General features: G+C 42.1%; 9 protein-coding genes. 4 read left to right on the forward strand and 5 right to left on the reverse strand.

Annotated features, from left to right (window positions below; translation table 11 throughout):
* Positions 1–65: 65 nt before the first annotated feature.
* The 3 genes from rpsA to aroA all read right to left on the reverse strand — a co-directional run bounded on the left by rpsA (position 66) and on the right by aroA (position 4018).
* Complete coding sequence (gene rpsA / locus Q0976_RS05175) at positions 66–1733, reverse strand: 30S ribosomal protein S1 (RefSeq protein WP_299491731.1); 1668 nt, start codon at positions 1731–1733, stop codon at positions 66–68.
* Positions 1734–1837: 104 nt separating this feature from the next.
* Positions 1838–2530 (reverse strand): (d)CMP kinase, encoded by a 693-nt coding sequence (gene cmk / locus Q0976_RS05180; RefSeq protein WP_299491733.1) that lies wholly within the window; start codon positions 2528–2530, stop codon positions 1838–1840.
* Positions 2531–2734: 204 nt separating this feature from the next.
* Positions 2735–4018 carry a 3-phosphoshikimate 1-carboxyvinyltransferase gene (gene aroA / locus Q0976_RS05185; protein ID WP_299491735.1) on the reverse strand — a complete coding sequence of 428 codons (1284 nt, stop codon included), beginning with the start codon at positions 4016–4018 and terminating at the stop codon, positions 2735–2737.
* Between the two features lie 422 nt (positions 4019–4440).
* Between aroA and Q0976_RS05190 the strand changes: the two genes are divergently transcribed.
* Positions 4441–5637 carry an amino acid aminotransferase gene (locus Q0976_RS05190; protein ID WP_299491736.1) on the forward strand — a complete coding sequence of 399 codons (1197 nt, stop codon included), beginning with the start codon at positions 4441–4443 and terminating at the stop codon, positions 5635–5637.
* A gap of 63 nt (positions 5638–5700) precedes the next feature.
* On the opposite strand, the gene serC is transcribed toward Q0976_RS05190, so the two are convergent.
* Together serC and gyrA are read right to left on the reverse strand one after the other, a co-directional pair.
* Positions 5701–6795 carry a 3-phosphoserine/phosphohydroxythreonine transaminase gene (serC, locus tag Q0976_RS05195; RefSeq protein ID WP_299491738.1) on the reverse strand — a complete coding sequence of 365 codons (1095 nt, stop codon included), beginning with the start codon at positions 6793–6795 and terminating at the stop codon, positions 5701–5703.
* A 107-nt stretch (positions 6796–6902) separates the two neighbouring features.
* Positions 6903–9614: a DNA gyrase subunit A gene (gyrA, locus tag Q0976_RS05200; protein ID WP_299491740.1), complete on the reverse strand. Its 2712-nt coding sequence runs from the start codon at positions 9612–9614 to the stop codon at positions 6903–6905.
* A gap of 361 nt (positions 9615–9975) precedes the next feature.
* On the opposite strand from gyrA, the gene ubiG reads away from it, so the two are divergent.
* The 3 genes from ubiG (at position 9976) to nrdA (ending at position 14111) form a co-directional block, all read left to right on the forward strand.
* Positions 9976–10686, forward strand: a complete 711-nt coding sequence (gene ubiG, locus Q0976_RS05205) for a bifunctional 2-polyprenyl-6-hydroxyphenol methylase/3-demethylubiquinol 3-O-methyltransferase UbiG (RefSeq protein WP_299491742.1) — start codon at positions 9976–9978, stop codon at positions 10684–10686.
* Entirely contained in the window at positions 10679–11407 is a 729-nt protein-coding gene (locus Q0976_RS05210) for an HAD-IA family hydrolase (protein WP_299491744.1), read from the forward strand. The genes ubiG and Q0976_RS05210 overlap by 8 nt, the downstream gene beginning before the upstream one ends.
* A 415-nt stretch (positions 11408–11822) precedes the next feature.
* Entirely contained in the window at positions 11823–14111 is a 2289-nt protein-coding gene (gene nrdA, locus Q0976_RS05215; protein ID WP_299491746.1) for a class 1a ribonucleoside-diphosphate reductase subunit alpha, read from the forward strand.
* Positions 14112–14180 lie beyond the last annotated feature (69 nt).

Consider the following 14180-nt stretch of genomic DNA (forward strand, 5'->3'; position numbering starts at 1 on the left):
TTATCAAGCCAAACACAGTCACCTAACAGGGGTGAAAACGCCACCCCCGAACTTCAGGCGATGATTTATTTACGAGCTGCTTTAAACGCTTCAGCCATCGCACTGCTCATGACGACTTCATCTTGCTTGTTCAAGCTAGCCATTGCTTCCTTCTCTTCAGCTTCATCTTTCGCACGGATAGATAAGCTGATAGAACGGTTCTTACGATCAACGCCCATGAACTTAGACTCGACTTTGTCACCTACAGAGTAAACTGTTGATGCATCTTCGATACGCTCACGAGAAATATCTGAAACGCGAAGGTAACCTTCAACAGTCTCAGCTAGTTCAATTGTAACACCTTTTGCGTCAACTGCAGTAACAACACCATTTACGACAACACCTTTCTTCTTATCAGCAAGGTATGCATTGAATGGATCGTCTTCAGTTTGCTTAACACCTAAGCTGATACGCTCACGCTCTGGGTCAACAGAAAGAACAACAGCATTGATTTCGTCGCCTTTCTTGTATTCAGCAACAGCGTCTTCACCCGTACCGTTCCAAGAAATATCAGAAAGATGAACAAGACCGTCGATACCACCGTCAAGACCGATAAAGATACCAAAGTCAGTGATTGACTTGATCTTACCTGAGACTTTATCACCCTTGTTGAAACGCTCTGCGAAATCATCCCATGGGTTAGTCTTACATTGCTTAAGACCAAGAGAAATACGACGACGCTCTTCATCGATATCTAATACTAGAACTTCAACCTCATCACCTAAGTTAACAACTTTAGATGGGTGGATGTTCTTATTAGTCCAATCCATTTCAGAAACGTGAACAAGACCTTCAACGCCTTCTTCAATTTCTACGAAACAACCATAGTCAGTTAGATTAGTCACGCGACCAGTTAAACGTGTGTTTTCTGGGTAGCGCTTGCTGATTTCTAACCATGGATCTTCGCCAAGTTGCTTAAGACCAAGTGAAACACGTGTGCGTTCACGATCATACTTAAGCACTTTAACGTTGATTTCGTCACCAACATTAACGATTTCTGATGGGTGCTTAACACGCTTCCAAGCCATATCAGTGATATGCAGAAGACCGTCAACACCACCAAGATCAACGAACGCACCGTAGTCAGTAAGGTTCTTAACGATACCTTTAACTGATTGACCTTCTTGAAGATTCTCAAGAAGAGCATCACGTTCTGCGCTGCTTTCAGATTCGATAACTGCACGACGAGAAACAACAACGTTGTTGCGCTTCTGGTCAAGCTTGATAACTTTAAATTCTAATTCTTTGTTTTCTAGATGAGCAGTATCGCGAACAGGGCGAACGTCAACTAGAGAACCTGGTAGGAATGCACGGATACCGTTTAATTCAACAGTGAAACCGCCTTTAACCTTACCATTGATGATACCGATTACAGTTTCAGCATCTTCATACGCTTTTTCTAGAACAATCCAAGCTTCATGACGCTTAGCTTTTTCACGAGAAAGTTGAGTTTCACCGAAGCCATCTTCAACAGAGTCAAGGGCAACATCAACTTCATCACCAACAGCAATTTCAAGAACGCCTTGTGCGTTTTTGAACTGTTCAGCTGGGATTGGGCTTTCAGACTTAAGACCTGCGTCAACCAGTACAGTACCGTTTTCGATGCGTACAACCACACCGCGAACGATAGAACCAGGACGAAACTCTAGAGTTTGTAAGGATTGTTCAAATAGATCAGCAAAAGATTCAGTCATGTTTAAGTTACTTTCTTTAATAAACCACAGCCCATCCTAGACGTGGAGTCAGTACAATAATTCACTGCATCCTTGCGAGTGAATGGTTGTGTATTAAGCTAACATTAGCTCAATACAGATAATTTCGTTTCTATATGGGCCAACACTAAATTGACCACACCTTCAATATCAATCCCCGATGTATCGATGACTAATGCATCGTCAGCAGGTACAAGAGGCGCAACCGCACGATTCATATCGCGCTCATCACGTTCCTCTATCTCAAATAAAAGGCGATCAATATTAACATCGAAGCCCTTGTCCTGCAACTGATTATAGCGCCTTTGCGCCCTTTCAGCAGCAGAAGCCGTTAAAAATATTTTAGCGGGCGTATTGGGGAACACAACAGTGCCCATATCTCGCCCATCAGCAATGAGGCCTGGCGCTTCATTAAACGCCCTTTGACGACGTAATAAAGCTTCTCTTACTCTTGGAAATGCTGCTACTTTTGAAGCGGCATCAGAACACTCTTGGCTTCGAATTGTCGTCGACACATCTTCGCCTTCAAGGACGACTTTAATGCCTTTATTCTCATTACCCGGTAAAAACTGTACATCAAGATGCGCCGCCAATAATGTAATCGCCTCTTCATTATCCAATTCAACATTATGATGAATAGCGGCCAGTGCCAATACTCGATATATGGCACCACTATCAAGCAGTTTCCAACCTAACTTTTCGGCGAGTAACTGACTAATGGTACCTTTCCCTGCACCGCTAGGGCCGTCAATAGTGACAACAGGAGCCCGTTCTGACATAAAATTCCTCCGCAAAAACCACCTTCCGTGAAGCTACTGAAAATAAGCGCGCGAAGTATAAACTAATTTACCAACAAAAGCGGTAAAAACTTCATTTAGTTTTTACCGCTTTTGATATACATCACGCCTTTACTGCCATAAAATGGCTCACTTTAGGACCATAAAATGATACTTAGGTTCCCTTAAGGCATTGATTAACTTTACTCAGCGACGAACAAGAGAAGCAAAGCGGTCAAAGTAATCAGGAAACGTTTTGGAAGTACAATCAGGATCATTAATCGTGATGCCACAATCAGCAAACGCAACCAGAGAAAAACACATTGCCATGCGGTGATCATTATAGGTATCAATATCGGCAGTATTCACCACATTTGGAGGAGTAATACTAATGTAATCGTGTCCTTCATCTACAATCGCGCCCACCTTACGTAATTCCGTTGCCATGGCAGCCAGCCTATCAGTTTCTTTAATCCGCCAATTATATATATTGCGAATATGCGTCGTACCAGTTGCAAATAATGCCGTCGTCGCAATGGTCATTGCTGCATCGGGAATATGATTCATGTCTAAGTCTACCGCTTGTAACGGTGAGCCACGAGCAATAATATAATCATTCCCCCACTCAATATCGGCCCCCATTTTTTCAAGTACATCAGCAAACTTGACATCCCCTTGTATGCTTGACTTACCGACGCCAGTCACTTTCACTTCACCCCCTTTAATCGCGGCGGCTGCGAGGAAATAAGATGCTGAAGAAGCGTCACCTTCAACCAATACTTTACCCGGAGACACATACACTTGTCCCGCCTCCACAATAAAGGACTGATAGTCATTATTTTCCACTTTAACACCAAATTGCGCCATCAAAGCCAGTGTAATATCAATATAAGGTTTAGACACCAGCTCACCTTTGATTTTGATAACCACTCGACTCTTAGCAAGAGGCGCAACCATGAGTAATGCCGTTAAAAATTGACTTGATAAATCGCCAGCAATTTCTACATCACCGCCATTTAGACCAGTTGCATTGATGGTTAATGGCGGAAACCCTTCATTTTTAAGATAAGTGACATTTGCACCCAACTGCCTCAATGCGTCGACAAGATCGCCAATCGGACGCTCTTCCATACGCGGCTCACCGGTTAACGTAAATTCTCCTTCTCCTAACGTCAATGCCGCACACAAAGGTCTCATCGCCGTGCCTGCATTACCCAAAAACAAGGTTTGAGCTTGCTTTGTATTTAACGCACCCGCTAAACCATCAACTTCACATACCGTATTATTATTTGTGAGCCGATAGCTCACTCCCAACTGCTTTAACGATGCCAACATATATTTAATATCATCAGAATCGAGTAAATTCGTTAATGTCGTGGTGCCTTGCGCCAATGTCGCAAGCAATAAGGCGCGGTTGGAAATACTTTTTGAGCCTGGAATATTCACTTGGCCTTGAATATGTTGAATTGGCTCTAGACGTAGCTGTTTCATTAATCACTTCTTCTTTAAATGGGCAATCCAATAAACATGGATACGAGTTAACAATAGATGCTCAGGCTTGTCATCAAACGAGTCACCACGACAAAATGCACTCAACAAGACCTAGACTAAAACTTCGTGGCTATAAACTTACTCATCCAGAGCAAGGATTCAACATTTTTCTGCATTTTATTGCACTTTATTACGTTATTTGTGCTTCACTCACTTCATTTAAACTAAAATGGGGTCTTTCTGACTATTTTAACGTCCATGACTTTAATGGCATATCAAGCAATTCGATGGCAGCATTTCCTTCCACGGCAAATAGCGTAAAAAAGACAGAGAGACTGTCATTCTCCCTATCATTTACGTTATGCTGAGCACATACTCATTAGAAGGCCTTTGGCCAGCATACAAAAAAGGTAGAATAAGCTATGTTTAACACGCTTAACGCTATGCCTGCAGATCCCATTTTAGGATTACTCACGCAATATAGACTCGATCCCAATCCCAATAAAGTCGATTTAGGTGTCGGCGTTTATAAAGATGAAGTGGGACACACTCCCATCTTAAAATGTGTCAAACATGCTGAGCGCCATCGCTTTGAAACCGAAGATACTAAAGTCTATATTGGACCAACTGGCAGTCCTCACTTTAACGATTTGATGACAAAATTGGCTTTTAGTCATCATAACCCTGCTGTTATCACTAATCGTATTCGCACCGTTTCCACCCCTGGCGGAACGGGTGCATTACGTGTCGCAGCTGATTTTATTAAGCGTTGTAGAACCGATGCCACCATATGGGTCAGTTCACCTACCTGGGCAAACCACAATGGGTTATTTGAAGCCGCAGGCATTAAAGTCAAAACCTACCCTTATTACGATCATGATAATAAATCGCTTAAATTCGACGAGATGAAAGCGGCACTGGCTAAGGCAAATCCAACAGATGTGGTATTACTGCATGCTTGCTGCCATAATCCAAGCGGTATGGATTTAACCCCATCTCAATGGGATGAAATCATTACCTTAACGAAAAATATCGGATTTACACCGCTTATTGATATGGCTTATCAAGGCTTTGGAGAAGGTGTCGATGAAGATGCCTATGGTGTACGCCAAATGGCAGCCCATGTTGATAACATGATTTTATGCAGTTCATGCTCTAAAAACTTTGGTTTATATCGTGAACGCATTGGTGCTTGCTCTATCGTCGCAAAAGACAGCCCCAGTGCCGATGTTGCATTTTCTGTACTCTTATATGTCGTGCGTTGTCTCTATTCTATGCCACCTGCACACGGTGCCGCCATTGTTGAAACTATCTTAGACTCAGCAGAGCTCACTCAAGAATGGTTAGCAGAACTCGCTCAAATGCGAGACCGTATTAATGGCAATCGCAGTATGCTTGTTGAAAAACTGAAAGCAAAAGGCGTTAAACGTGATTTTAGTTTTATTGCCAAACAAAAAGGCATGTTTTCTTTCTTAGGCATTACGCCTGAACAAGTTGCACGCCTTCAAACTGAATTTAGCATTTACATGGTCGATTCAAGCCGCATTAGTATTGCTGGGATTAGCGAAGATAATGTGGATTATCTTGCCAGTTCCATTGCTAAGGTACTTGAAGAATAAACACTTGCATAAAATATCATCTTAAGCAAAAAGCTTCATGATGAAGCTTTTTACTTTTTCAGTCTATTGCCCATGCTCTGCAGCAAAAGCCATCATAAATTTAACAAGCGCCTGTACACCCTCAAGCGGCATCGCATTATAAATACTCGCCCGCATTCCCCCCACCATACGGTGACCTTTTAATGCAACTAACCCAGCTGATTTAGCCTGTTCTAAAAACACACTATTTAACGTTTCATCAACCAAATAAAAGGTTACATTCATATTAGAACGATGTTCAATACTCACTTTATTGACATAAAAATCGGATTGATCGATACAATCATAAAGCAAAGCTGCTTTTTGCTTATTCACTGCCGCAATATGGCTCACGCCCCCGATGTCTTTCAACCATTCAAATACTTTAGCGGCCAGATACCAAGCAAATGTCGGCGGTGTATTGTACATCGAGCCATGCTTTACCGCGAGGCGGTAATCCATAATCGACGATTGTGGTAAACTGGGTAACGTTAATAAGTCTTGATGTACTATCACAATACTTAAGCCCGATGGACCAATATTTTTCTGAGCGCCTGCATAAATTAATCCATACCGACTCACATCAATTTCACGGGACATGATAGTAGAGGACATATCAGCAACAATAGGCCAAGGGCTATCTAGCTCATCAAAGATTTCAATACCATCGACGGTCTCATTTGGGCAATAATGCACATAACGATAATCTTTGTTTATCCCGTGTAAATGGGGCAGTTCCACCTGACTTAACTCATCCGTTTTATTAACAATATTAAGTCTATCGATATGGGTTTTACCCACTAATTTTTCAGCTTCATCGGCAGCGATGGATGACCAACTGCCATCCACTAAATAAAGCGCTTGACCGCCATCACCAAGAAAATTATTCACCACCGCAGCGAACTGAGCACGCCCTCCACCATGCATAAACAACACATGATAATCACTAGGGATAGCCATTAAGTCACGTAAATCTTGCTCGGCTTTTTCCGCTAAGGCAATATAAGATGGATCGCGATGGCTAAGTTCCATCACCGACACACCTTGACCATTCCAATCAAGTAACTCACTTTGCGCTCTTTGCATTACGGCTTGAGGCAACATGGCAGGTCCTGCACAGAAATTATAAATAGTGCTCACTTATCTCTTCCTCTCATATTGACTAAAATATTCACTCACTCTTAAACATTAAAGTAAGCTAAAAAAAACGAGCGTCCGATTGGACGCCCGTTATTCTCATTTATCATTTAATCTTCATTCACTTCAGGATCCGGCTTGGGCGCCTCATTATCAATGCTCTCAATCTCAGCAGCCTCTGCATTTCCCCCAGTCACTTCTTGCCCGTCAGTATCAGCGGGGCACTCTTCATCGCCTTGGATTTCATCGATCCGCTGCAAACCTACCACCTTTTCTTCAGCGGCGGTTTTAATAATGGTCACACCTTGCGTGTTGCGCCCAATCGTCGATACCCCAGTGGCTGGCGTACGGACTAATGTACCTTTATCACTGATCAACATGATTTCATCATTTTCACAAACTTGAACGGCACCGACAACGGCACCGTTACGTTCGCTTATTTTGATAGAAACCACCCCTTTTGTGGCACGACTCTTCGCAGGATACTCTTCCAATAAAGTACGTTTGCCGTAACCATTTTCAGTCACCGTTAAAATATCGCCATCATTTTTAGGTACAATCAGTGACACAACTTGCTGACCGTCTTCTAAGCGAATACCCCGTACACCCGTTGCGGTTCTGCCCATCGGCCTTAATGCCAACACTTCGTCACCGGTTTCAGGATCGCGCTTGACTTCACCGGTTTCAGAATCTTTCACTTTCTCATTGAAGCGAACGACTTTCCCCGCATCAGAGAACAACATGATCTCATCATTACCATTGGTGATATCCACACCAATCAGCTGATCGCCATCTTTAAGATTCACAGCAATAATACCATTCGCTCTTGGATTACTGTACGCCGTTAATGGGGTTTTCTTCACGGTTCCGTGTGACGTTGCCATGATGATATATTTATCATCTTCATATTCACGTACTGGTAAAATCGCGGTAATGCGTTCGCCTTCTGATAACGGCAATAAATTCACAATTGGTCGACCACGAGCCTGACGGCTCGCAAGCGGTAATTGATAAACCTTTAACCAATACATTTTACCAAAATCGGAGAAGCACAAAATCGTATCATGGGTATTCGCGACAAGTAGTTTTTCAACAAAATCTTCATCTTTGACTTTCGTGGCCGCTTTTCCTTTACCGCCACGGCGCTGTGCTTGATAATCACTCAATACTTGATATTTTGCATAGCCCAAATGAGATAAGGTCACGACCACATCTTCTTCGTTAATCAAATCTTCAAGGCTCATATCCACTTCATTGGCATTAATCACCGTACGACGGGCATCCCCGTAGACTTCAAGGATTTCTTCAAGCTCTTCCTTAATGACTTCCATTAATCGCTCTGGACTGCTTAAAATAAACAGTAACCCTGCAATAATGGTTAATAGCTCGTCATATTCTTGTAAGATTTTTTCATGCTCAAGCCCCGTTAATCGATGTAAACGTAGCTCAAGAATGGCTTGTGCTTGCTGTTCGGTTAAATAATACAAGCCATCACGAATGCCAAATTCAGGCTCTAACCATTCTGGCCGGGCGGCATCATCGCCTGCTTTTTCCAGCATGGCTTTCACATTCCCCAGCTCCCAACCTTGTGAGGTTAATTTCACTTTCGCATCGCTTGACGTTGGGGAGGACTTGATTAATGCAATAATCGGATCAATATTGGCTAAAGCAACAGCCAATGATTCTAGAATATGGGCACGATCACGTGCTTTGCGCAGCTCAAAGACCGTTCGACGAGTGACCACTTCACGGCGATGCAGAATAAAGCATTCTAGCATTTCTTTAAGATTAAATAATTTAGGCTGACCATTGGTCAACGCCACCATATTAATACCAAAAGAACACTGCATTTGTGTTTGAGCATATAGGTTATTCAGTACCACCTCGCCCACTTCACCGCGCTTAATTTCAATCACAATACGCATGCCGTCTTTGTCCGACTCATCACGCAGCCCTGAAATCCCTTCAATTTTTTTGTCTTTAACTAATTCGGCAATTTTTTCAATTAAGCGGGCTTTATTCACCTGGTAAGGAATTTCGTGAACAATAATACGCTCACGGCCATTATCTTCAGTTTCAATTTCCGCTTTGGCTCGCATCACCGCACGGCCTTTGCCTGTATGGTAAGCATCGACAATCCCTTTACGACCATTGATCATTGCCGCCGTTGGAAAATCAGGACCAGGAATATATTCCATTAACTGATTAATGGTTAGATCAGGATCGGCAATTAACGCCAAACAACCTGCCACCACTTCATTTAAGTTATGAGGTGGAATATTGGTTGCCATCCCCACAGCAATACCCGAAGCGCCATTAATCAACAAATTAGGCACTCGCGTGGGTAACACTTCAGGAATAAATTCCGTGCCATCATAGTTAGGAATAAAATCAACCGTCTCTTTGTCGAGATCAGCCAATAATTGATGTGCCAGCTTCTCCATGCGAATTTCGGTATAACGCATTGCTGCTGCAGAATCACCATCAACAGAACCAAAATTACCTTGGCCATCAATGAGCGTATAACGCAAAGAGAAAGGCTGTGCTAAACGAACAATCGTATCGTACACAGCCGTATCACCATGAGGGTGATACTTACCAATGACGTCACCAACGACACGGGCCGACTTTTTATACGGCTTATTCCAATCATTTTTTAGTTCGTTCATAGCAAATAGCACACGACGATGCACAGGCTTTAAGCCATCCCGCACGTCGGGCAATGCTCGACCCACAATTACGCTCATTGCGTAATCTAAGTATGAATTTTTTAATTCGTCTTCAATATTAATGGGTGTTATAGATGAAGCCAGATCAGTCATAAACTGCTCGATCTCCTGATAAATAGCTGACAACTTTGTCCCTAAAATGAGAGCTTAAGTCATTGCCGAGCCTGAAAACGTGATTTGTCATTCTAACACAGTTATTGATTGTCGCTAGGCCTAATTAGTGTTCATTTTAAATAAGTGAAACTTGTCCTTTTCAATCGTTTAATTAAGACACAATACATCGACTATCCACCCTAATTACATTCGCGGTAGAAGCCTCAAATTGACATACCTAAAAATGCGATAAATGAAGACCAGTATTAGCGCATTTGGACAATTAGTCATTCATTGCCTTTGTTAATTATCACTAATAACGATAAACTATTTAAAGATATCGTTAATGAAGGTATAAAAAGTGCAGCACAATACAAATGTAGATCCTGAAGAAATTGCAAAGTTTGAAAAGATGGCATCAACTTGGTGGGATCCACAAGGAGAGTTTAAACCCCTTCATAAACTCAATCCTCTCAGACTCAACTATATCGATCAAACCGCTGGAGGGATTTTTGGAAAGCGGGTACTCGATGTGGGCTGTGGTGGCGGTATTTTATCTGAAAGTATGGCTAAAATTGGCGCCCAAGTTGATGGGCTCGATATGGGCGATGACCCTTTAGAAGTTGCTCGCTTACATGCATTAGCGGCAAACGTTGATATCAACTATATTAAAAGTACAGCTGAAGCACATAGAGAAACACATCAAGGCATATATGATGTGGTGACTTGTATGGAAATGTTAGAGCATGTACCCGATCCCAGTTCCGTCATCCAAGCATGTGCCGATATGGTTAAACCTGGAGGCTATGTCTTCTTTTCAACAATTAATCGAAATATAATGGCTTATTTACAAACGATTATAGGCGCAGAATACCTACTAAAAATGCTCCCGATTGGGACTCATAATCACAACAAATTTATTAAGCCTTCAGAATTAATTGCTTTAGCCGAACAGGCTCATTTACAATGCACGGATGCCACAGGGATCACCTACAACCCATTAAGCGATATCTTTAAATATACTCAAAAACTTGATGTCAATTACATGATAGCGACATTGAAACATGACTAACGCTTCATCCACTCTCACATCAAGCGTTAACCCCATATCGGTGCAACCTACATCTAACGTGTCTCCAATTAAAGGGGTTTTATTTGATCTTGACGGTACACTTGCCGATACCGCCCCTGATTTAATCCAAGCGCTTAATCTCAGCTTAAATGACTTTGGTTTTCCAAAACAAAGTATAAGTTCAATGCGCTCTGCCGCCTCCCATGGTAGCTTAGCCTTGGTCAATGCAGCACAACCCGATCTGCCTTCAGAGCAAAAAACGGCAATACAAAAAAGATTATTAACGCATTATCACCATATTAATGGTGATAATACTGAAATCTTTGATGGTTTAGATGCGGTACTGTCATTATTAGACAGCAAAAATATCCCTTATGGCGTCGTAACGAATAAAGCAGCACGCTTTGCTCGCCCCTTACTCGACTCACTTCAATTGACCCAACGTATGCGCACAATTATCAGCGGCGATAGCACCTTCAATGCCAAGCCACACACGGCACCAATGTGGCTTGCGGCCCAACAAATGGGCTGCGCTCCCCACACAATTTTATATTTAGGGGATGCTGAACGCGACCTAATTGCGGCCCAAAATGCCAATATGATTGGTGCTGTCGCACTTTGGGGATATATCAGTCAGGATGATTTACCGAATAATTGGCCAGCAAAACACTATTTTGAAGCCGGAAAATGCTTAGAAAAGTGGTTAGCCGAACAACTTTAATGCAAGGGGAATATTGCGAATGAAAATGGCCTTGAATAAGGATCCAGCAGTCACGATCTGATCTTTACATTTGTCCCAAACTGTTCGTTTTTTAACCTTTTGTATTTAATTCATATGAAAACAAGCCTCAAGGGTTAGCTATTACTAACCGAGGCTATTATCCTCAAGATATCCACAACTTGTGCCCAAAATTCTCACTTGCAAAATAGCCAAAATCGCACTATCTTGTATTTAAGAAATAACAAAGCACCATATGTTGTGTGTAGGTAACAATTACAGACACTATAAGGACCCCAGTGTCAAGTAAATAAACTGACCTCTATTTATCAGTCATTATTTGATTGTGATACGGACACCTATTGCGATCTTAAACCGATCGCTAACATGAATATAAAGAACCAAGGCCTCACTATTAATGAATAGCAATTTGACAGTCACCAAGCGTAGCGGTGAGCGTGAAACGATCGATCTCGATAAAATCCACCGTGTAATCACTTGGGCAGCGAAAGGACTCAAAAATGTCTCTGTTTCTGAAGTTGAACTGAGATCGCATTTACAGTTTTTTGATGGTATTCCAACAGAAGCAATCCACGAAACAATCATCAAAGCCGCTGCGGACTTGATTTCACCTGAATCACCAGATTACCAGTTCTTAGCCGCACGACTTGCTATTTTTCATTTACGTAAAAAGGCCTTTGGGCGATTTGAACCACCAAAACTTGAATCACATATTCATAAACTGGTTGATATGGGTAAATATGATGCACATTTACTTGCAGATTACACCAGTGAAGAACTGACATTACTCGATGGTTTTATCGATCATTGGCGTGATATGGACTTTTCCTATGCTGCCGTTAAACAGCTGGAAGGAAAGTACCTAGTTCAAAATCGCGTGACTAATGAAGTATATGAAAGCGCTCAATTTTTATACATCTTAGTCGCTGCAAGTTTGTTTGCTAAATACCCAAAAGAAACACGTTTGAAATACATCAAAGACTTCTATGATGCAACATCAACGTTTAAAATTTCATTGCCGACTCCCATTATGGCCGGTGTACGAACACCGACTCGCCAATTTAGCTCTTGCGTACTCATTGAGTGTGATGACAGTCTAGACTCCATTAATGCAACCTCGTCTTCAATTGTAAAATATGTCAGTCAGCGTGCTGGAATAGGCATTAATGCAGGCCGTATTCGAGCATTAGGCAGCCCAATTCGCGGCGGTGAGGCTTTTCATACTGGCTGCATCCCTTTCTATAAGCATTTTCAAACAGCCGTTAAATCTTGTTCTCAAGGTGGTGTACGAGGTGGTGCGGCCACCCTGTTCTACCCCATTTGGCATTTAGAAGTTGAGTCACTGTTAGTGCTAAAAAATAACCGTGGCGTGGAAGATAACCGCATTCGTCATTTAGACTATGGGGTGCAAATTAATAAACTGATGTATCAGCGCATGATCAAAGGTGCCGTGATCAGTTTATTCAGCCCCTCTGATGTCCCAGGTCTTTATGATGCTTTTTTTGAAAATCAAGATGAATTCGAGCGTCTATACCTGCAATATGAACAAGATGCTAGCATTCGCAAGACACAAATCAACGCCATTGAATTGTTTTCGTTAATGATGCAGGAACGTGCTTCAACAGGCCGTATTTATATACAAAATGTTGATCACTGCAACACTCATAGCCCCTTTGATGCGCAAGTCGCCCCTATCAGACAGTCTAATTTATGTCTTGAAATAGCCTTACCGACTAAACCGCTGAATAACATTAATGATCCTGAAGGTGAAATTGCCCTGTGTACTTTATCTGCAATTAATTTAGGGGCCATTAATGAATTATCTGAAATCGAACCTTTAGCCGAACTGGCCGTCCGAGCCTTAGATAACTTACTCGATTACCAAGATTACCCCATTGACGCTGCACGCTCAGCCTCAATGAACCGTCGAACGTTAGGCATAGGTGTCATCAATTTTGCTAATTATTTAGCTAAAAATGGCGTTAAATATTCTGATGGCTCAGCAAACGGACTCACCCATAGAACCTTTGAGGCCATTCAATACTTTTTATTAAAAGCTTCAATGACGTTGGCAAAAGAACAAGGTGCTTGTCCCTTATTCCATGAAACCACCTACTCTCAAGGCATTCTCCCCATTGATACGTACAAGCGCGATCTTGATAAAATCTGCGATGAGCCCCTGCACCTTGATTGGGAGTCACTGCGTGAAGATATCAAAACACATGGACTGCGCAATTCAACGTTATCAGCATTAATGCCATCAGAGACCTCTTCTCAAATTTCAAATGCTACCAATGGCATAGAACCTCCACGCGGCCTTATCAGTGTCAAAGCCAGTAAAGATGGCCAACTCAAACAAGTTGTTCCCGATCTTGACACCCTTAAGGGGAACTATGAATTGCTATGGCAAATGCCAAACAATCAGGGATATTTACAATTGGTCGGCTTGATGCAGAAGTTTGTCGATCAAGCGATTTCTGCCAATACGAATTATGACCCATTACGATTCGATGATAATAAAGTACCCATGCAAGTCCTATTAAAAGACTTGTTATCCGCTTACAAACTGGGTCTTAAAACCTTGTACTATCATAACACTCGTGATGGGGCTTCAGATCAACATGATGATATCGTCAGTATTGAGGAAGAAGATGATGGCTGTGCTGGCGGCGCATGTAAGATATAATCAATTTATCGCTGCATTACTCAGTTAACTATATAATAGGGGCATAATGCCCCTATCTTTTGGAAATCG

The organism is uncultured Shewanella sp. (assembly GCF_947501665.1).
Lineage (GTDB): Bacteria > Pseudomonadota > Gammaproteobacteria > Enterobacterales > Shewanellaceae > Shewanella.